The organism is Priestia sp. ST2, from assembly GCF_055810735.1.
The window spans coordinates 547,974-568,314 of sequence record NZ_JBVVNT010000003.1; the positions used below are offsets into that span (position 1 = coordinate 547,974).

At 39.7% G+C, this 20,341-nt stretch carries 23 protein-coding genes; 4 read left to right on the plus strand and 19 right to left on the minus strand.

Annotation, left to right across the window (positions count from 1 at the left end; all coding sequences use genetic code 11):
- Window positions 1–74: 74 nt before the first annotated feature.
- The 10 genes from murQ to AC0KUU_RS15240 form a co-directional block, all read right to left on the minus strand.
- Window positions 75–989 (minus strand): N-acetylmuramic acid 6-phosphate etherase, encoded by a 915-nt coding sequence (gene murQ / locus AC0KUU_RS15195; protein ID WP_047931788.1) that lies wholly within the window; start codon window positions 987–989, stop codon window positions 75–77.
- Between the two features lie 35 nt (window positions 990–1,024).
- Window positions 1,025–1,918, minus strand: a complete 894-nt coding sequence (locus AC0KUU_RS15200; RefSeq protein ID WP_322551779.1) for a BadF/BadG/BcrA/BcrD ATPase family protein — start codon at window positions 1,916–1,918, stop codon at window positions 1,025–1,027.
- A gap of 4 nt (window positions 1,919–1,922) precedes the next feature.
- A complete protein-coding gene (locus tag AC0KUU_RS15205; protein ID WP_322551778.1) occupies window positions 1,923–3,011 on the minus strand; it encodes a DUF871 domain-containing protein in 1,089 nt (362 codons plus the stop codon).
- Entirely contained in the window at window positions 3,008–3,343 is a 336-nt protein-coding gene (locus AC0KUU_RS15210; protein ID WP_013055725.1) for a PTS lactose/cellobiose transporter subunit IIA, read from the minus strand. Before AC0KUU_RS15210 ends, AC0KUU_RS15205 begins: the two co-directional genes overlap by 4 nt.
- Before the next feature lie 17 nt (window positions 3,344–3,360).
- The gene (gene anmK / locus AC0KUU_RS15215) at window positions 3,361–4,506 is read right to left on the minus strand and encodes an anhydro-N-acetylmuramic acid kinase AnmK (RefSeq protein WP_322551777.1); all 1,146 of its coding nucleotides are present in this window, start codon (window positions 4,504–4,506) and stop codon (window positions 3,361–3,363) included.
- Window position 4,507: 1 nt separating this feature from the next.
- Window positions 4,508–5,824, minus strand: coding sequence for a 6-phospho-beta-glucosidase (locus AC0KUU_RS15220; RefSeq protein WP_322551776.1), 1,317 nt, complete (start codon window positions 5,822–5,824; stop codon window positions 4,508–4,510).
- 16 nt (window positions 5,825–5,840) lie between these two features.
- Window positions 5,841–6,107 (minus strand): hypothetical protein, encoded by a 267-nt coding sequence (locus AC0KUU_RS15225; RefSeq protein ID WP_013082025.1) that lies wholly within the window; start codon window positions 6,105–6,107, stop codon window positions 5,841–5,843.
- Between the two features lie 54 nt (window positions 6,108–6,161).
- Window positions 6,162–7,463: a PTS sugar transporter subunit IIC gene (locus AC0KUU_RS15230; RefSeq protein ID WP_043980052.1), complete on the minus strand. Its 1,302-nt coding sequence runs from the start codon at window positions 7,461–7,463 to the stop codon at window positions 6,162–6,164.
- Window positions 7,464–7,545: 82 nt separating this feature from the next.
- Complete coding sequence (locus AC0KUU_RS15235) at window positions 7,546–7,851, minus strand: PTS sugar transporter subunit IIB (RefSeq protein WP_013055720.1); 306 nt, start codon at window positions 7,849–7,851, stop codon at window positions 7,546–7,548.
- Window positions 7,852–7,865: 14 nt separating this feature from the next.
- Entirely contained in the window at window positions 7,866–8,720 is an 855-nt protein-coding gene (locus AC0KUU_RS15240) for a MurR/RpiR family transcriptional regulator (protein ID WP_043980054.1), read from the minus strand.
- 215 nt (window positions 8,721–8,935) lie between these two features.
- Between AC0KUU_RS15240 and AC0KUU_RS15245 the strand changes: the two genes are divergently transcribed.
- The 3 genes from AC0KUU_RS15245 (at window position 8,936) to AC0KUU_RS15255 (ending at window position 11,398) form a co-directional block, all read left to right on the plus strand.
- Complete coding sequence (locus tag AC0KUU_RS15245; RefSeq protein WP_322551775.1) at window positions 8,936–10,486, plus strand: glycoside hydrolase family 10-like protein; 1,551 nt, start codon at window positions 8,936–8,938, stop codon at window positions 10,484–10,486.
- 90 nt (window positions 10,487–10,576) lie between these two features.
- Complete coding sequence (locus AC0KUU_RS15250; RefSeq protein ID WP_322551774.1) at window positions 10,577–11,071, plus strand: NUDIX hydrolase; 495 nt, start codon at window positions 10,577–10,579, stop codon at window positions 11,069–11,071.
- 144 nt (window positions 11,072–11,215) lie between these two features.
- Window positions 11,216–11,398 carry a CsbD family protein gene (locus AC0KUU_RS15255; RefSeq protein WP_013082019.1) on the plus strand — a complete coding sequence of 61 codons (183 nt, stop codon included), beginning with the start codon at window positions 11,216–11,218 and terminating at the stop codon, window positions 11,396–11,398.
- A 30-nt stretch (window positions 11,399–11,428) separates the two neighbouring features.
- On the opposite strand, the gene AC0KUU_RS15260 is transcribed toward AC0KUU_RS15255, so the two are convergent.
- From AC0KUU_RS15260 to AC0KUU_RS15270, 3 genes are all read right to left on the minus strand, one after another.
- A complete protein-coding gene (locus AC0KUU_RS15260) occupies window positions 11,429–12,088 on the minus strand; it encodes a haloacid dehalogenase type II (RefSeq protein WP_165575497.1) in 660 nt (219 codons plus the stop codon).
- A gap of 129 nt (window positions 12,089–12,217) precedes the next feature.
- Window positions 12,218–12,691, minus strand: coding sequence for a hypothetical protein (locus tag AC0KUU_RS15265; protein ID WP_013082017.1), 474 nt, complete (start codon window positions 12,689–12,691; stop codon window positions 12,218–12,220).
- 193 nt (window positions 12,692–12,884) lie between these two features.
- Window positions 12,885–13,052, minus strand: coding sequence for a hypothetical protein (locus tag AC0KUU_RS15270; RefSeq protein WP_013055713.1), 168 nt, complete (start codon window positions 13,050–13,052; stop codon window positions 12,885–12,887).
- Window positions 13,053–13,200: 148 nt separating this feature from the next.
- Here AC0KUU_RS15270 and AC0KUU_RS15275 point away from each other — a divergent pair, with 148 nt between their 5' ends.
- Window positions 13,201–13,650 carry a staygreen family protein gene (locus AC0KUU_RS15275; protein ID WP_028407691.1) on the plus strand — a complete coding sequence of 150 codons (450 nt, stop codon included), beginning with the start codon at window positions 13,201–13,203 and terminating at the stop codon, window positions 13,648–13,650.
- Window positions 13,651–13,676: 26 nt separating this feature from the next.
- Here AC0KUU_RS15275 and AC0KUU_RS15280 read toward each other — a convergent pair whose 3' ends face one another.
- From AC0KUU_RS15280 to pgsB, 6 genes are all read right to left on the minus strand, one after another.
- A complete protein-coding gene (locus tag AC0KUU_RS15280) occupies window positions 13,677–15,239 on the minus strand; it encodes a gamma-glutamyltransferase family protein (RefSeq protein ID WP_322551773.1) in 1,563 nt (520 codons plus the stop codon).
- A 124-nt stretch (window positions 15,240–15,363) separates the two neighbouring features.
- Window positions 15,364–15,567: a CapE family protein gene (locus AC0KUU_RS15285; RefSeq protein WP_013082014.1), complete on the minus strand. Its 204-nt coding sequence runs from the start codon at window positions 15,565–15,567 to the stop codon at window positions 15,364–15,366.
- A 20-nt stretch (window positions 15,568–15,587) separates the two neighbouring features.
- Window positions 15,588–17,150, minus strand: coding sequence for a gamma-glutamyltransferase family protein (locus tag AC0KUU_RS15290; protein ID WP_043980064.1), 1,563 nt, complete (start codon window positions 17,148–17,150; stop codon window positions 15,588–15,590).
- A gap of 29 nt (window positions 17,151–17,179) precedes the next feature.
- Window positions 17,180–18,376 carry a CapA family protein gene (locus AC0KUU_RS15295; RefSeq protein WP_013082012.1) on the minus strand — a complete coding sequence of 399 codons (1,197 nt, stop codon included), beginning with the start codon at window positions 18,374–18,376 and terminating at the stop codon, window positions 17,180–17,182.
- Between the two features lie 40 nt (window positions 18,377–18,416).
- Window positions 18,417–18,866, minus strand: a complete 450-nt coding sequence (gene pgsC, locus AC0KUU_RS15300) for a poly-gamma-glutamate biosynthesis protein PgsC (protein WP_013055707.1) — start codon at window positions 18,864–18,866, stop codon at window positions 18,417–18,419.
- Between the two features lie 16 nt (window positions 18,867–18,882).
- Window positions 18,883–20,064 (minus strand): poly-gamma-glutamate synthase PgsB, encoded by a 1,182-nt coding sequence (gene pgsB / locus AC0KUU_RS15305; RefSeq protein ID WP_016763263.1) that lies wholly within the window; start codon window positions 20,062–20,064, stop codon window positions 18,883–18,885.
- Between the last annotated feature and the right edge of the window lie 277 nt (window positions 20,065–20,341).

Genomic DNA, 20,341 nt, shown 5'->3' on the forward strand with positions numbered 1-20,341 from the left:
AATTCACCCACATACATTGTGCAAAAAATGTACTCAACAAAAAAAAGAAGTGCTGTATGCACTTCTTTTAAGAGTTAATCTTTAGTCGGCTGTTCCATTGCTTCTCCGATGGCTTTTTTTAAATGTCCGTCATGTTTATCAAGCAGCCGATGCACCTCATCACCTTCTGTAGAAGTAAGAAGCGCAAGAATGGCGGCTTTTGGCGTTTTGTATGTTTGTAAACTTTCCGCTGCCTCCTCTGGTGAGACGCCTGTTAGTTCCGCAATAATATTTTTAGCACGCTGTACAAGTTTATCATTAGTCGGCTGTACGTCTACCATTAGATTGCTGTAGACTTTACCAATTTGAATCATTGAAGCGGTCGTCAGCATATTAAGAACAAGCTTTTGGGCAGTTCCGGCTTTCATTCTTGTTGAACCTGTTACAACTTCCGGCCCTGATTCTGCTACTATTGCATATTTTGCTTCTTGTTCCATAGGTGATTGAGGAGAATTTACAACACAGCCCGTTACTGCTCCCAGGCTGTTTGCATACGCAAGCGCTGAGAGTGTATAAGGAGTTCTTCCGCTTGCAGCTATACCTACAAGAATATCTTTATTTGATAAATTAATCGCTTTCAAATCTTCTATCGCTTGTTTCTTATTATCTTCTGCTCCTTCTAACGCATGACGGAGCGCTTTGTCTCCCCCGGCTATAATCCCAATTACCTGTTCGGCAGGTGTACCGAATGTTGGTACACATTCAGATGCATCTAATACACCTAGCCGCCCGCTTGTACCTGCTCCGATATAAATAAGACGTCCGCCTTGTTTAAAGGCACTGACAATTTCATCTACTAACAGAGCAATAACAGGCAGCACTTTGTTGATCGCCTGAGGCACTTGATGATCTTCTTCATTAATTTTTTTTACAATTTCCAGACTTGATAATTCATCAATGTTTAAGGTTTGCGGATTGCGTTTTTCTGTTAAGATATGATTTAAGTTCACTGTGATCCCCTGCCTTTTCCACCATCATTTTTTCTCTATTTATACTCGTTCATGAACAGCTGATAAGCTCCTTTAGCAGATGATACTCGCTGTGTTGACCACTGGATATGCTTTATTTCTTTTTCACATGCTTTTTTATAAACATCAAACACTTCTGGAACTTCCGTTAAAATGCTGCCCTTGCATGACAGCAAGCAGCTCCCTTCAAACCGCTGTTTCTTATATAAATGAAGAGTCATGTTTGCAAGGTTCTTTCCAGCCTGTTGAAGAATGTCACTTGCTTCTTGTTTATGATTTCTCGCTTGATTTACAACAAGCGGAGTGAGTGAAGCAACCTCTGATTTAGGAGATGAATAGACAAACTTTTTTATATCGTGTATGGTATCTGCTTTTACATGTTGCAAGATTGTCTGACTAAGGCTGCTGTAAGGAAGGCTTTGATCATGCTCTTTCGTCAGCAATATCAGTGCTTGAAGACCAATCCAATATCCGCTTCCTTCATCTCCAAGAAGGTGTCCCCACCCTCCTCCGTATTCGTACACTCCGTCTTTTTTCCCAATGCTGACGGCTCCAGTTCCTGCAATGGTTAAAATCCCGTCTTTTCCATGCAGTAGTGCTTCATGTGCAATCATGGCGTCATCATATAAACCTACTTCTACCTGATAACGATCATAAAAATATCTTTTTATTTCTTCTTTAGATAATGCTTTACTTCCAGCAAGCCCTAGTGAAATGCCTTTACATGTATGACCAGCAAGCGCAGTTTTGCACGCCGTAATACATTCATCAATATGAGTAATAGCCGTGTTGTAATTAATGAGCAAATTTCCATAGCCGCTTTTTGAAGCAGCGAGCTCTTGACCGTCTAAGCTATACGCAACGCCTTCTGTTTTTGTTCCCCCGCCGTCGATACCAATAATATAGTCCATTTTATCACCGCTCAAAAAAAGCAAATTTGTCCCATGGCTGCAGTTCATTTAGTAAAAAAATTTCCTCTTCTGCAATGCGTCCTACTACGTTTGTTTTACCTGAGTTCTCCATGTCTAACAGCGCAATTTGCAGCTCTCCTTTGTACTGTCCATAGAGCTCATTTTCTATTAAAATATCGCCTCTTCGAATGGAAGGAGTATGCGTAGGCTTGAATTCTTCTTTTTTATATTTTACTCGGCTTTGCGTAGAGCGAATTAAATAATCAGATACGTCTCCGCGGTAAAAATGAAACTCTTCCAGCACAATTTTTTTCTCAAGCTCGGTAATCGTATCATACAGGGTCACGTTAAAAGTAAAGCGCTCTTGCTGAACAACATCACGCAACGCCTTCATCTCTTCTTCTGATGCATACGCATTCGCAATGATTGCACAATCAATTAATCCCGTTTTAAAAAGATGCTTAGCCTGCACGTCGATCGGAAGCGTGCGATGCATTTCAAGCGTACAAAGTCCTTCAGTAACAGGCCACGGTCCAAAAGTAGCGCTTGGTGAATTAATAAAGGCTGCTGTTTCAAGGTTATGTTCTTTAAACAATGCTGAACACTTCAAAAAGTGATCATACGACAACCCCGCATATCGATGAGGATAGAAGTTGTGCGACCCGATCAGCTGCTTTCGATTCGGTCGGTAACTTAAAATATTACCCACATACTTCGTCGCATTACTCATATTAATTTCAATTTTTAAGCCGTATGGATTAAAGGTCATAATGGACTCTTCATTTCCCGTATACCCTAGATCAAGACGAATAGCATAAGCCCCTAATTCGTGAAAAAAAGATAAGTCATCATAAGAAATGCCAAGCGCTCCAAATACGCGAGGAGCGATGTCCACTACTACTTCCATCTCTAGCTCATTGGCAAACTCAATAATTTCTTTAAAATTTGCCATTACTTTTTTCTGATCGCCTTCAACAGAAAGCAAGCATGTAAAAATGCGGGTAAATCCGTATTGATGCGCAAGTGCTATATACGCTTTATCTTTTTCGACAGTCGAATGTTCCGGGTAAATCGCAATACCTAGCTTTTTCATTGATTTTCGCCTTCTTTTTTAAATTTTTTAATAAGCTTAATCATATGTTCAATTAATTTTTGCTCTGAAATAGCCGTCATTAAATGATCTTGTGCGTGAATTAAAAGCAGCGACTTTTCAATTGTTTTTCCGTTCAATTCACGTTGAATAAGCGCAGTTTGCGTTTTATGAGCATGACTGAGCTCTTCTTGAGATTGCTTTAAAAGTTCGTCAGCTTTATTAAAATCATAGTCTTCAGCTGCTTCTAACGCTTCATATGCAAGTGATCTGGCATTTCCTCCGTATGCAATCAGTTCAAAAATTTCATTTTCCATATTTGCTGCTTCTGTCATTTCTTCCATCCCCTTTTTTATAGTGGTACAGGCGTAATGTTTCCTAATATTACAGGAGACAAGGCGCCGGTTGCGCTTGGTACATTGCTTGCATAACCTGAAAGTGTTTCATTTGCGAGCACCGCAAAAGCTACGGCTTCTTTTGCTTCTGAAGACATTCCTATTTCTTCTTGTGTATACACGCTGCAGCGTTTCCCGATCTGCGCTTTAATCATATTCATGAGCGTATTATTATAACTTCCGCCTCCTCCAATAATCACTTCGTCAATAGAATAGGCAGGAAAAATAAATGTTTCATAGTGATGTACAATGGATGATGCCGTGAACATAGTAATCGTAGCTAGCAGATCTTCCTTTTTATGTTTACTATAATTCTCTAGCAGTCTCTTTGTGTACTGTGTACCGAACAGTTCTCTTCCAGTCGATTTAGGAGGAGAAAGCTTCATGTAATCATGATTCATACAGTCTTCTAAAAGCTCTGAAATAACCTTTCCTTCAGCTGCTAAACGCCCATTTTCATCAAATGAAACATTAAAAAGCTGCTGACACGCTTCGTCTATCATCATATTTCCCGGCCCCGTATCAAAAGCTACTACGGGTATAGGAGATTTTTTTGGCGGAATCAACGTTACATTTCCAATACCTCCAACGTTTTGAAGCAGCCTTGTACGCTCAGCGTGGCTGTACAAAATCCGTTCCGTGTGAGGAACTAACGGAGCACCTTGCCCGCCTGCTGCTATGTCCATCACTCTGAAGTTTGCTACTACCTTCGTTTTGGTTTCATAGGCAATAACAGCCGGCTCTCCAATTTGGAGTGTAGACATCGCTGTACTTCCCGAAGCATAAGGCTGATGGTAAATGGTTTGACCATGCGATCCAATAACATCTATTTGTTCAAGAGAAAAGTGGGCTTCTTGGCACACTTTTTTCACTGCATCCGCAAATGCATAGCCAAGTTTAAAATTTAAGCTGCAGATCAGCTGTACATTTGAATGTTCAAAAGAAAGCGCCTGCTCAATTTCCTTTTTTAACTGAGGTGAAAATGGCACGGTAATAAAATGAAGAAGCTTAACTTTACTTTCATAGCCGCTTCCTTCAATTTGAACAAGAGCTGCATCAATTCCGTCGAGTGACGTTCCTGACATAAGTCCAACAGCATACATACTACGCGTTCACTTCCTTAAAAAAAGCAGGTAAATACTTGCGATGAGCTTGAAGCAGTTCATCTAAGACCGACTTAGCCAGCTCGTCACTTGGAACAAGCGGATTAATGCTCAGCGCAACCAGTGCTTTTTCATAAGATCCTGTAACCGCAGCTTCTGCTCCTACTCGTTCAAACGATTTAATTTGCTGCACAAGTCCATTAACTTCTACCGGAAGTTCACCGACAGCGAGCGGTACTGGCCCTTGCTTTGTTACTACACAGTTTACTTCAACCGCAGATTCGTTTGGGAGTGAGGAAATAGCTCCATTGTTTTTTACATTTAATGTTTGAATATCGCCTTTATCGTTATAAATGGATGAAATTAAATTGCATGCGGCATCGCTGTAATAAGCGCCCCCTCGTTTTTCCAGCTGCGGTGGCTTCATTTCTAGATTTGGATTTTTATAGAGTTCAAAAAGCTCGGCTTCTAATGCTTTGACCACTTCAGCTCGTGTGGTACCTGACTGAAAGGCCAGAAGCTCTTCTGCTAATATTTCTTTTGTTTTGTAGTAGTAGCGGTGATAAGGACATAAAATCACGCCAAGAGCTTCCAAAAAGTCCGGTTGCCATGGAATAGGAGCTATGTTTCTCATTGTTACTTGAGAGTTTGGATCACTTAATCGCCGAATGACTTCTTGCGTTACTTCCTTTCCTTTTGCATACACATGCAGTCCATATACCAAGTGATTTAACCCTGCAAATGCAATGTGAACATCTTCTTTTTCTACTTGAAGCAAGCCCGCGATTGAGTTTGTCATATGTACAGGCAGGTTACAAACTCCTACTACTTTAGAATGCTTTCCGTAGCGAAGCAGCGCCTCCGTTACCATACCTGCAGGATTTGTAAAATTAATAAGCCAGGCGTTTGGACAAACTTCGTGTATTTCCTCGGCAATTTTCAACAAAACTGGTATCGTTCGTAAGCCCTTAAATAATCCTCCCGCCCCGTTTGTCTCTTGACCAATCATTCCGTACTTAAGAGGGATGCGTTCATCTTGAATACGCGCATCAAGCTGACCTACTCTAAGCTGTGTCGTTACAAAATCAGCATTTATCAACGCTTTTTGTCGATCAAGCGTTAAATGAATTTTCATATCAACACCTGCTTTTTTGACCATTCTTTTCGCAAGTGCTCCTATAATTGCAAGTTTCTCTTTTCCTTCTTCAACATCTACAAGCCATAGCTCTCGAATTGGAAGCTCATCATATCGTTTAATAAACCCTTCGACCAATTCCGGTGTGTAGCTTGATCCTCCCCCAATTGTCACTACTTTCATTTTTTGCCCCTCCTTGTTAAAAAACGGCTAAATATGTAACGGCTGTGCACCCTATTCCAAGCAAAACAAAGCGTATACAAACGGCGGTTTTAGATAAAGCTGCGTTTGAAAGCCGAATGGAAATAAATGTTGTAAGCAGCGCCGCTGATAGGCTTGTAATGGCAAATAAACTATGCTGCGCTGATAAACCAGCATACTGCAGCAGAGGTGTAAAAATAACGTTGCAAAGAACCATGGTTAGCAGAAATAAAAACACAGTTTTATATCGAAACCGTACAAACATTGACCCTCACTCCTACTAAAGAGATAGAAGCCAAACAAGTTGGCTTCTCTTTCTTTACATTTGAACTGAACTATCGGATGGTGCAACCGTTGCTTCATCGCTTTTTTCCATTTCGACCATCTTTCGGTCGTACATTTTAAAGAACGGAAGATAAATGACAACAGAAATAGCAATATTGATAACGACTAGCACAACCGCACGCCAGTCTCCTCCGGTTGATAGATACGCTCCGATCGGTGCCGGGAGCGTCCAAGGAACCATTACGTAGGTTGGCGTAATAAGACCTGTCGCCGTTGCTGCGTATGAAATGATCGTTGTAATAATCGGGATAATGATAAATGGAATAATTAAAATAGGATTTAAGACAATTGGCAAACCGAAAATAATTGGTTCGTTAATATTAAAAACCGCCGGAATAAAAGATGTCCTAGAAAGCGCTTTCGAATATTTAGATTTTGAGAAAAACAGCATCGCTAAGGCAAGACCTAGCGTCGCTCCAGATCCTCCGATCCAAACAAACCACTGAAAGAACGTTTCAGGTGCAATATACGGAAGTATGGAAGCTCCGTCTGCTACCGCTTCAGCATTTTTGGCTAAATACACTTCCCATACAGGCCTTGCCACTGTCCCAACAACAGAGACGCCGTGGATTCCAAATGACCAGAAAAACGTAATTAAGAAAACCGGTATTAATACTCCTGCTAAACTATCTCCAGCTTCCACAAGCGGAGCAACTAGTTTATCAACTAAATGGTGAAGATCGATACCTAAAACAATGGTAATAATCGTCATAAGTACAACAACAATCGCAACCGGAATTAGTGCTTCAAAAGACCTCGATACCGAAGGCGGCACTTGTTCTGGCATTTTAATGGTGACATTTTTTGCTTTACAAAACCTGAGAATTTCGACCGATAAAATCGATACAATCATCGTTACAAATAAACCGTGACCTCCAAGGTTTGTCATTGGAAGCATAAACCCTTCTTCTTCAATCAGCTTTGGAGTGACCGTAAGGAGTAGTGCAGCTACTGCAATTTGCGCTCCTGACAGCGGATCGAGATTATAGCTTTTGGACAAGTTGTATCCTATCCCAAAGGCTATATATAAAGACATAATAAACATCGTTACGCGATACGGTATTAAAATATTGGCGCTGTTATCAGCGGCCCATTTCGCAATTGTGCTGTCTTGCGGCACAGGCGGAAACGCTAGAATCAAGAAAAAACTTCCGATAATGATAAACGGCAAAGCGGATATAACACCATCGCGAATGGCTTGAAGATGCCGCTGTTCTGATAACCTGGCCATAGGTCCTGATAAATTGTTCTCTAAAAACGACACAAATTTGCTCATATACCCTTTCCCCCTCTATATTCTCCCCTTGTGTAAATGAAACCCCTTATCTATTTAAAAAGCAGGAATACACCTGCTTTTCTTAGCTAACGAGCTGTTGAACCGTTTTAAAAAGCGTTGGACCTCCAAGCGGCGTATAAGCCTGCGGCGGAATGGGCCCGCATGGAACAGAAGCTTTATCTGCTTCCGCTTTCACTGCATTAAACCGGTGACGAATCTGCGGTGCAACCATTACAACGTCCCAGCCCTTTTGAATTTCCTCTGCCACTTCATTTGTTCCAATTGCCAGCACTTCCATATCCGTTCCGTGCTTTTGTGCTTCTGTTTTTAATGCTTTTACCACAATCGCACTTGACATTCCTCCAGAACATACAAACAATACCTTCATTTTCTCATTTCCCCCTACCTCTTTATTTTTTGAATTACATTATGTGTATCGATTATGCGTTCAAACACTTGATTGCCTTTTTGAATACATAACCGTATAAACATCGCATCTACAATGGCTAACTGAGCAATACGAGCGCTCATCGTTCCAATTCGAATATGCTGTTCTTCTACCGAAATAGTCAGCAGAATATCAGCTAATCTAGAAGCTGGCGATGATCCGTGCTGCGTTAGCAAAATGACGGCTGCTCCTTTGTCTTTGGCTATTTGCATCAGTTCTACCACTTCTTTTGTTTGACCTGAAGTGGATACCACAAACAGCACATCATCTTTTGTCATATTCGTAGCCATCATCATTTGAACATGACTATCTAATGAAAACAGAGCCGAAATATCAATTCGAAGCAGTTTATACTGAGCATCTAGCGCAACTACAGATGATCCTCCTGCTCCGTATAAAAACACTCGTTTCGCTCCATGAATAGCTTCCGCAGCTGCATCGATTGCAGAAGTGCTCACTAGTCGGCTTGTATTCATCAGTGCGCTCATACTTTTGCTTATGACTTTTTCAAGCACGGCATCTGTCTCGTCTTCAAAATTAACTGGAAGATTCGGCAGCTGTTCGGTATGCACCTTATGAGCATCTTTTGCTAATTCAATCTTTAATTCTTTAAAACTATTAATGCCTACACGCTGACAAAAGCGAATAATCGTAGCTTCGCTGCACTGACACTGCTTAGCTAACTGTTTGGTCGTTAAGTTCAACGTGGTCGTGGGATTTTCTAGCACGTAATCAGCTACTCTTCCTTCAGCAGGACTGTAATGATTCATTTGTGCATCGATTAAAGTAAGTACGGAAAATTGGCGCATGAATTCCTCCATCGTTAAGTAACGTATTTCTAAAATATTCTTTAAATTACCATTATTATATTTTTTCTGAAGTTTAATTTCAATATTTTTCTGATATTTTTAAAACTTTATTTTATTTTTCAGAATATTTCATCAAAATCTATTGTGGATATAACGACCGCATGCTATATTATGAAAGAAATTTTATCTCAACCAAAAAAGAAGGAGGAACGAACATGCGTATTAAAAAATGGGTTGGAGGCATCTTGTTTTTACTGCTGTTTTGTTCGAGCACATTGCCTGCTAAAGCAGACGTACCTACTACGTATCAAAAACGGGAGCTTCGAGCCGCTTGGATTGCAAGCGTATACAACATTGATTGGCCTTCTCAGCCTGGTCTTCCGGTTGAACAGCAGAAAAAAGAGTTTACCTATTTGCTAGATGAAGTAAAAAAGATGGGGATGAATGCTGTTGTTGTTCAAATTAAACCGACCGCCGATTCCTTTTATCCGTCAAAATATGGCCCGTGGTCAGAATATTTAACCGGTACACAAGGAAAAGATCCGGGCTATGATCCTCTGGCCTTTATGGTAGACGAAGCACACAAGCGCAACTTAGAATTCCACGCATGGTTTAACCCTTACCGCATTACAATGAATCATACTGATTTAAACAAACTAGCCGATAATCATCCTGCCAAACAACATCCTGATTGGGTCGTCTCCTACGGAAAACAACTCTACTACAACCCAGGTATTCCAGAAGTAAAAAACTTTATTATTGAAGAAGTGCTCGAAGTCGTAAGAAACTATGATATTGATGCTGTTCATATGGACGACTATTTTTATCCTTATAAAATTGCAGGTCAAACGTTCCCAGATCAAAAAACATATGAAGCCTACGGTGCTCAAACGTTTTCCAATATTGAAGACTGGCGGCGTGACAATGTTAATCAGCTTGTTCGAGATTTAAATAAATCTATTAAAAAAACAAAATCATACGTGAAGTTTGGCATCAGTCCGTTCGGCGTATGGCGAAACATTGCTAATGATCCAACTGGCTCTGAGACGACTGCTGGACAAACAAACTACGATGATTTGTATGCCGATACGCGTACGTGGATTCAAAATGGATACATTGATTACATCACTCCGCAAATTTATTGGAATATCGGATTTGAACCCGCTGCTTACGATACGCTGCTCAACTGGTGGAGAGATGAAGTTCGCGGAAAGCTAGTTCACCTTTATATTGGACAAGCTGCTTACAAAATTAATAACAACGCGGTGGAAGCTTGGTCTGATCCCGATGAGTACCCAAGGCAAATTGCTCTAAATCACCAGTTTCCAGAAGTACAGGGGAGCATGCATTTTAGCCTGAAAGATTTGAACCGAAACCCGCTAGGAATAAAAGATAAGCTGCAAAACGATATTTATAAACACCCTGCGCTTATTCCAGCAATGCCTTGGCTTGATAATACGGCCCCAAAAGCACCAAAATTAAAAAACGCGGGTCCTCATACAAAAGAAGCAGCATTTGAAATTCGAGATCACCAGCAGAATGATTCCGCTTATTATGCCATTTATCGCTTTCAAGGCAATAAAAAAGGCGACATTAACAGCGCAGAAAACCTGCTGACAACCGTTCGAAAAACAGGAGAAAAACAATTGTTTGTAGATCAAAATGCACTCAAAAATCAAACATACACATATGTTGTAACCTCTGTTGACCGTTTGCATAACGAAAGTGCCGTTTCCCGCACGCTTACTGTAAAAGCATCTCATTAAAAAAGGTTCTATAGCAAAATGTATGGTAGGATAAAGAAATCAAACGATGCTTTATCAAGCCATTCTGTTATAGAAAGTAGTGAAAAAAAGATGGAACCAAATTATGATCGCGCTTTTGGCGTATATGGAATTTGTATGCGAGATAACAAGCTGCTTGTTATTCGAAAAAATAGAGGTCCGTATATTCATCGTTTTGATTTGCCAGGCGGACAGCTAGAGCACGGTGAAACATTAACCGAAGCGATGAAAAGAGAATTTGTGGAAGAAACAGGCTTTGAGATTAACATTGTTTCTCAAGCGGGTACAACAGATTTTCAGTATCCTTGTAAGTGGAAAGAATTTACTCACGTGCATCACATTGCTGTATTTTATTACGTAGACATTGCCGGCGGTGACCTTCTTTCCCACCCCGTACAGTTTGAAGGACAGGATTCTTTGGAAGCATTGTGGATTGCACCGCAGGATCTCAACATCGATAATGCTTCGCCTCTTGTTCTAAAAGCAGTGGAATCTTTAAGCTTATTATCATGGCCTTATGAATCTCAGATTTATGATGATTGGGAGCTTAAAACCTCCGAACAATAATAATGATAGTTGCCTACACATTACTCCTAAATATCGTACACTTAGCTTCTATTTAAGTTGAAATCAGAAAATATGTTTAATTTCTTTCTAATGGTGGAACAGACAAGTAACACTACTTAATTACTAATAGAAAGGAAGATTAAAATGAGTAAAGGTTTAGGAGATAAAGTTAAAGGAAATGTATCAAAAGCTAAAGGTGAAGTAAAAGATCAAGTGGGAAATGCAACGAATAACCGCGACCTTCAGCGCGAAGGAAAAGCTGAGAAAACAAAAGGAAATGCTCAAAAAGCAGTAGGCGAAACAAAAGATACATTTAGCAATAAATAAAAAAGGACGAGCTTAAATGCTCGTCTTTTTTTATTTAATAAGCTGATTTAAGCTTTTAATGATTACGTTTGGCTGCAATTCTTTATGTTCAGCTACATTTCCTTTTCGGTTGACCCAAGCCGTTGCGAACCCGTAGTTTTTAGCACCGGCAATATCCCATGTATTCGATGACAAAAATAATACTTCTTCTCTTTTGGCGTTCATTTTGTTTTTTGCATAGTGATAGCTTGCCATCGTAGGCTTGTACTGTTTGATTTCGTCTATGGAAATAACGTCCTCAAATAAATGATTCATATTGTGATAAGAAACAAGCGGATCAACCATGTGCTTAGGACCATTCGTAAAAATAGCCAGGCGATACCCTTTTTCTTTTAAATAGGCGAGCACCTCTTTGACTTCATCGTAGACATTCAGCTTCATGTAGGCACTCATCAGCATTTTTTCTTCGTGTTCCGTTAAATCAATATCATTTGCTTCTGCTGCATATTTCAGGGATTGATTTGTTAATGTATAAAAGTCAACGTATCGTCCCATCAGCTGATATTGCATGGCGTATTCAATTTGCTTCAAACGCCATAAATGACTAATGCTTTCTCCCCGCTCCGGATACAGCTGATCACACGTTTCAATAACGGTATGTACATCAAACAGTGTTCCATATGCATCAAATAAAATCGTTTTAAATTTCATCTGTGTTCGCCTCCTTCTTTCATTTTACCCACTCGCAAAAAAACATAACGTTTTTTCTGTTAAAAAAGAGGCCTATTAACAGCTGATGTATGCTCATTTCTTATGAAAATAAAAAAACAGCAGGCTCTCCTACTGTTTATAATCCCACACGACTTTCCATTCTCCTTTTTCACGAACAGCATACACTTTCTGCACCAAATCAAAGTTTCCATATTTCCCTTTATACGTTTGGATAACAGTCATTTCGTAAACAACAGGAAACGCTTTACGATCATTTTCCATCTTCCAGCTCTTTCTTTTTTCAACATCTTCAATGGAATAAGTAAAGGTGTCTACCCCGAAATGATTGAGAAATACGTGTGCTCGATCTTGTATGTATGCACCTTTTGTCCATTTCTTTTTCATGGATGAATGAAAAAGGTCCCATGATTCCGAAAAGTTTCCTTCCTGTTCTAGCGTATAAAATTCTTTTACGGCAGATTTGGCTTGATGACTCGGAGAAAAGAATGTAAATTGAAACATCCAAACTCCCAGCGCAATAACAGAAAGAAACACAGCTACTCCTAAACTTCGCTTCAAAAGCAGTGTTTTTTTTCGATACAAGTAAAAAGCCCCTTTATCAAAAATGCAGTATACAACAGCTTATTCGATATCCAAGCTTTTTAGTATTGCCGGACTAAACTTATCCGGCATATCTTTTAAAAAAGGGATTGAGACATAAACATAAAAGATCCGAACGATTCATCGTTCGGATCTTCCTTCAACTAAAGTACGTTTGTCCCAGCCTCTTTCGTCGCTATACAATGTGAAAAGCCATTTGCATGGCTGCTAAAAAGCCCACGAACACAAGGCCCGTCACGAGACCCTCTTTCCAATCTGGCCGGTCCCCTCGAACAAATTTAGCAATATCATACGATAGCATCGCTGCTAAAAAAATGGATAAGACAATATACAGCGGCTCCATCTTTTATCACCCACTATTTCTTTTCTTCAGTGTAACAACTTTTTCATAAGTATGCATGTAAGAAAAACAGCTTAAAATTCTTGACGAATGTGTGAAATTTCTCTTTTTTATGCATAAACTACTTAAAAGCGTGAAAGGAAGATGCCGTTTGTCTGCTTTTAATCCTCAGCAATTTAGCGTCACATACCGGCAAGGAAGCACGCCCACCTTTCCTTTTATTGGGCGACGCTATACGCTCACACATTCTGAACAAACAGACGATTTATTTCTTTGGATCGACGAAAAGTTTGCTGTTGATCAATTAAATGAGCAGCGAAATGAGCTTTTTGCCGAATGGCTCCACAAAGACGGTGTTGATACGCTGTATGTATACGTATTTATTGGCAATGAACAAACGGAAAAGTCCGTTCAAGCCATACGGTACGCTATTTTCAAACAGGAAATGCCTTACTTGCTAAAAGCATTGCGCTACGGTGATGCCACGTTTTTCAACGCTCACCCTGCTTTAGATCGTTCCCCCATTTACGTACATTTTCATTCCAGCGACAAAGATTTTCATTCCATTCGATATTTTCAAACGCCTTCTCACTATGCCTAAGCATATGAGAAGGGATCTTTACTTCGTTAATCTCCTGTTTTCCAAACTCCATTTCTTCTAGGATCTCCGGCTCCTTCCATTTGTTTATCTTGAAAATTAATGGTTAACGCTTGAATACCTCCATAAAAGACGTCGCTTTCCTTTTTTTCTATTCGAAACGCAGAAGGAATATTTTTGGTATTTAAATCGGGCTCTACATAAATAGTCGAATCATCAAAAATAAAGCGCGGTTCGTTTACAGCTTTTTGAAGCGATTCATTTCCTTCAAGGTTTTTAGAAAGTACCTGAGTTAAAATTTGAGGAATCCGCGTTCCACCCGGAGAACCTATTCCCATCGCCCACTCGCCTTTTTCTCTTATAATAGTTGGAGCCGTAAAAGTTCTTGCTCTTTTTCCCGGCTCGCGATTATTCGGTTCTTTGCTTCCAAACGTATCAGCATTGTTATTAAGAAAAAAGCCGTCAACTTGTTCGCCTGTACCAAAGAAGTTACTCAACGTATTAGTTGTAGATACGACGGTTCCTTCTGAATCAATAACCACAAAATGTGTTGTACTTTCGTGTTCTTCATCGCCTTCACCTGAAGAACGTGTCGGGTGATTGACCAAGTTTGTTATATAATCATCACTGACTAATTCACTTGAGTTTTGATTATGAAAGTCTGGATCTCCGATTTGTTTTAACCGGTCGGAGTAAGCTGCCTTTTTAATTCTGTTCATCGTTTCGTAATATTCTTTATCAGGCATTGTTTCAAGATTTTCTTTCTCTGCCATTTTTAACATTTGAATCAGTGTAATTCCGGAAAAAGGCGGAGGCGCTGAAATCACTTCCGTTCCATTGTAAGTTGAAACGACAGGCTTGATTTCTGTCACTTGATAGGAAGATAAGTCTTTTTTAGAAATAGGCGTTGCATCAGCAAGATCTTTTGCCACATCTCCTTTATAAAATGCAGACGCACCTTCTCGCTGAATTTTGATTAGTGTTTTAGCTAACACGGGCTGCGACAGGGTTTCTCCTTCTTCAATTGCTTCTCCCTTTGGATAAAAAGCGGATAGATCTTCTACATCCATCCTTCCTCTAGAGTAATACAATCGAGACGATAAAAGAGAGTCTACTTCAAACCCTTTTTCAGCGTATTCAACAGCCGGCTGAATCAAATCACTCATTGATTTTGTACCATATTTCTGCTGAATATATTCCATACCAGCGACAAATCCCGGCACGCCGTTTTTACCACTCATAGAAGTTGGAGCGGTTTCCCGATAATCGATAAAAGTAGCAGGCTGATCTTTTTTGGCAATCAGCATACCTCCACCTCCGCCAATTCCAGATCCAAAAGGTTCGACTACGTTAAGGGCATACGAAATTGCAATGGCCGCATCTACTGCATTCCCGCCTTCTTTTAATACGTCCATCCCTACATTTGCTGCCAGAGAATTAGAAGCACTCACACCGTAAGAATGATCATTATTTTTTTTTAGGAGCTTTTTAGGATTAAGTTCTGTACTTGATTGAGTCATAAATAAAGCGGCTATAACGCCGATTAACAACAAAACAGCAACAATATTAAATAACAGTAATTTTTTATTCACATATTACCCTCCATTTTTACTCATCTGTATATTTTGTGAAGCGCTTTCATTTTTATCCATACATTACATTGCACACAAAAAAGACATCGTCTAGGACGATGCCATTTTTGTTACTACATAAGATTTATTTTCCAGCAGCTGCCGCAGCATCATTTACTGCATCTGTAGCAGCTGATTTTGTTTGTTCAATCATTTTTACGTTATTTTCAATTTTTTGCTGTTCATCTGTTGAAAGAGTAGCCGGATGTTTTAAAGCTCCAAGTCCTGCTACTACTCCTGCTACAATAGCAATTGGTCCTACAATCCCTACGATTCGTTTTGCGATCATTTTCTATTCCTCCAATTAAGTTAGTCTGTACTTTTTTCCCATAAACCGTGGCGGCGCGGATCAGCGTCACCTTGAATCTTATTTTTCTTTAAGTCTTTCACAAGAGCTTGAACGCCTCCGTAAAACATCGCGTTATCATTGTTTTTTAAGTCATAGCCGTACGTTTTTAAACCATCTTTAGTTGACTGTTTAAGCTTAGCTTCTGAATAAAACTTATGAGAATCAAAAATGACACGCTTGTTTTCTACTGCGTTTTTAATGGAATCTTTGTCTTCAAAATAATCCCCAATTACTTGCGTTAACACTTGAGGAATGCGATTTCCTCCCGGTGTGCCAATGGACATTACCCATTCATCACCTTCACGAATAATGGTAGGGGCTGTAAATGTTCTTGGACGCTTACCGGGTTGACGCTTATTAATTCCTTCCCCAAACGTATTGAGCGTATTATTTAAAAAGAATCCATCTACATATTCACCGCTGCCAAAGAAATTACTCAGCGTATTCGTTGTTGATACAACGGTTCCTTCACCGTCCATGACAACAAAATGAGTGGTACTTTCATGTTCTTCGACGTCGCTTACTTTGGTATGATCTGTTTCAGTATTATTTAATTTATTACGAAGTAAATGCACGTAATGATCGTCGATCCAATCATTTGGCGTTTCTTTTATAAAAGCCGGATCAGCAATTTTTTTCAAGCGGTCTTGATAAGCTACTTTTGAAATTTGACCAAGAAAATGATAATAAAGACTAGGATGCGATTCCTTCAGCTTCCAAATATCTTCTTGATCCGTCATTTTTAACATTTGAATAAGCGTAGCACCAGCAAAAGGCGGAGGTGCTGAAATAATTTGATGACCTTTATAATTCGTCGATAGAGGTTTGCGTTCAACAGGCGCATACTTTCGCAAGTCTTTGTGACTTACTTTTGTTTCTTCTGTAATATCGTCTGCAATCTTCCCTCTATAAAAAGCATTTGGCCCTTCTTCCTTAATCTTTTGCAGCGTGTTCGCTAATTCATGCTGTTTGACAATTTCACCTGTGTTAATGGCGTCCTTATCTGGATAAAAGCTAGGAATTTCATCTTCATTCACATTACCTTTGTATGAAACCAGCCTGTCGTGCAAATCTTTGTCCACTTTATACCCATTCTCAGCATAGTTAATGGCCGGGTCGATTAGTTTGCTCATCGACATAGATCCGTAGTGGTGCTGAATATAATCCATACCAGCAACGAACCCTGGTACGCCAATCTCATCTTCTTTATCATTCTTAGGTGCAATTTCTCGGTAGTCAATAAATGTTGGAGAGGCATCTGCTGGATCAATCAGCATTCCGCCGCCTCCCCCAAGTCCTGATCCGTACGGTTCCACAACGCCAAGCGTGTAGGAAATGGCAATAGCTGCATCAACTGCTGTACCGCCTTGTTTAAGAATTTCCATACCTACTTTTGTGGCGCGAGGATCTGAAGTACTTACTGCATATTCTTGTTTTGGAAACATAAATTGATAAACACATACACCTACTATGAGTGAAAAGATGACAATGGAAACAATAATCGCATTACGTTTATTTATCATCTTTTACCTCCTCTGTGTATGACGGGCTATTAGTTAGCTTGCGCTTCGTTCTTTTTGCGCTCCTCTGCATGTTTTATAATGCGAGAATGATCTAAGTTTAATTCAAACTTGTTTCGTTCTTTTTCTAACAGTTCAGGGTTTGAAGAAAACTTGTTTAAATCGTTATAAATACGCTTCATGCGCCAAGGGTTATCTGTTGGAGTTGGTGTACCTGCTTTAATAACCATTGGAATAACATCAATTTTAGCTTGGCCCTGCTTATTTAAATGATACTGAACCATCGCTGTATTTTTTGTACTTGACCACCCTTGGTCAAAAATAAAGTTTCCTAAGCTATAGAAAATAACCGAACCTTTATATACGTCATATGACTGTAAAACGTGCGGATGGTGACCAATGATAATGTCCGCACCAGCGTCTACCATCGCTTTTGCTAGCCCTTCTTGACGAGGACTTGGCTGTGCATCGTATTCTTCACCCCAGTGGGCATTTACTACAACTAAATCAGCATTTGCTTTCGCTTGCTGAATCGTGCTGAAAATAAGATCCGGATCTGCTTTTAAAATCCCTGGGTTGTTTTTTCCAGCCGACATTCCGTCTGAATGTACATCCGTAAAACCTACGGTTGCAATACGAATACCGTCAGCATCTTTATACGAAATATGCTTTGCTTCTTCAGAGTTACGGCCAGCACCAACAAAATCTAATTTGTTTGCTTCAAAAGTAGAGATCGTATCTTCTAACCCTTTTGCACTGTAGTCCATTGAATGGTTGTTCGCTAAGTTTAATACGTCGAAACCTGCATTTTTAACAGTCGCTAGATCAGCAGGCTTACTATATAAATGAATACCTTTTTCCATTGCTTTATATGAATCTACGTCATTTGTTAAAATCGGTGTTTCGTAGTTCCCGCTTACGTAATCCGAATTTTTAAAGAACGGCTCCACGTTGCGGAATACAAAATCTTCTCCGTAGCGTTCAGTTACTTCTCTTACATGGCGACCCATCATAATGTCTCCGACCATAGTCATCGTTAAATCATTATTGGCCTCTGGATTAGCCGTCTCAGGGTTTTCAAGAGCATCCGAACGCTCCATCCATCCTGAAAGAGCTAAAATTACGATTAAAATTGGCGTTAAGATAAGAGCTTGCTTGCCCGTTGTAGGCTTTGTTTTCTTTATAAACATCAATACTTTTTCTTGAAAGTTTAATTTTTTCTCTTTCAACGCTTTCACCTTCCTTTACCAGCTGCGGTTTGTTTGTGTATTAAAATAAATAATAAACTTGCATAATTCCAAATGTTACACCACTTAATAAAACCGTTGTTCCAACTGTTAAAGGAAGACCTTGCTTTTGCATTGTATTTGCAATTAAGCCCGGTACAATGATACCAATTCCGCGTAATTCAAACACTTCAAACGGCAAGATCGGGAAGAAATAATCAAATGCAACTTTAATCACAATACCCGTAATTAACATCGCTGTAAATTTGCGACGTCCATATAAAATAACTACTTTTGAGATTCCGTATACGACGATAACATAAGTTAAAATACTAATTAAGAAAATCATTAAAATGGTAATTGGCTGATCAAATACAAGAGCTAAATACCCCGGTACGATAAGACCCGCTGGCAATACGCCCGTTTTTTCTGTAAAAATTAAGCTTAGTGTAACCCCTAACACAAGGGCGATATATAAATCTGATCCGAACATGGAATGGCCTCCTAGATTAAACTGCTTTTCTCATCTTTTTCATTTCAATAATAGCTTCAACAAGCGGCTCGGCTGAACCGTGGATATTTCCGACACCGTATACGATACGATCTTTTAAATAAGGCTTCATGCGCTCTAAAATTTCTTCTGTAGAAGCGCCTTCCATATCCCAGAATTCTTTTGTTGGCAATTCGCCTCTTTGATATGCTGCAGCGATTGGTGAGGTCGTCTGACCAATTGCAATCATTACGTCCGCTTCAATGTATGGCATTACATCTTCAGCAAATTGCTCCGTGCGATCTACACGGTCCGGACGGCAGTTCATAATGACAATAGGAAGTTTTTCACTATAGTTCATTGAATCTACACGTTCCCAAATACGAAGCGTGGAAGAAGCGTCGTTCGCAGCAAATCCATTCACTAAAAAGGCTGGATTTTTTTCATCGCCAAACGTTGTAATTCTCATAGCTCCTGGGTCAGGCTGGGCATTTAACATTCCTCTCATCGCTGTTTCAGCATCGATACCAAGTGCTTCTGCTACTGCTAAACCGATGGAAGCATTATCAGGGAAAACCATATAATCAAATTCACGTAAATACGCTTCAGATACTTTATCATTGTCAGCTACAATAACTTTTGTGTTGCGCTCTGCGGCTATTTTTTTATAGTATTCCAAATATGGACCTTCAATTGTAACAAGGTGGCCATCGTAAGGAATAGTAGCAGTGAACGCTTGAGCAACTTCATCTAGAGTTGGACCCATTACATCCATGTGATCTTCTAGTACGTTTACAATAACGCCTACCTTGGCTTGAATCAGCTGATTTTGGAATGTGATTTGATAATCAGGCTGTACAGCCATACATTCACAAATAAGAGCTTCTGCGCCAATATCGGCAACTTCATTTACCACTCGTCGCTGTTCTCCAATGTTCGGACCTTCTTTACGACGAATAATTGGTTCTTCTTCACTTGTATGCCAGTAGATCATACGCGCTTGTGTTCCTGTCGTTTTTCCTACTGTTTTGTAACCTGCTTCTTTTACAATACCTGTAATCAATCGTGTAACGGTGGATTTTCCGCGAATACCATTAACATTCACTCGTACAGGAATTGAATGCAGCTTGCGTAAATGTCTGCGATACTCCCAAACGCCATACCCTACTAAAAATAGGCAGCATAGGATAATTAAGATCATGTTTCATTCTTCTCCTTCCAAACTTCTCCTGTTGGATACGTTTATGAATGCTTTTGATTCATAATGATAGATATACGATTTCATAGTTTCACTCCCTTTATATATGTATGGGAGCTAATCAATTAACAGCGCTAGCATGCTGCTAAAACACCTGCTTTGAAAAATGGACTCGAGTACCAATTTCAACAGCTCTAAAACTATCATCTGCGCTCATTAGTGGTCAATAGCTCAAATGTTATATATTCTTACAATTCCGATTGTCTATTTACAGAATTAA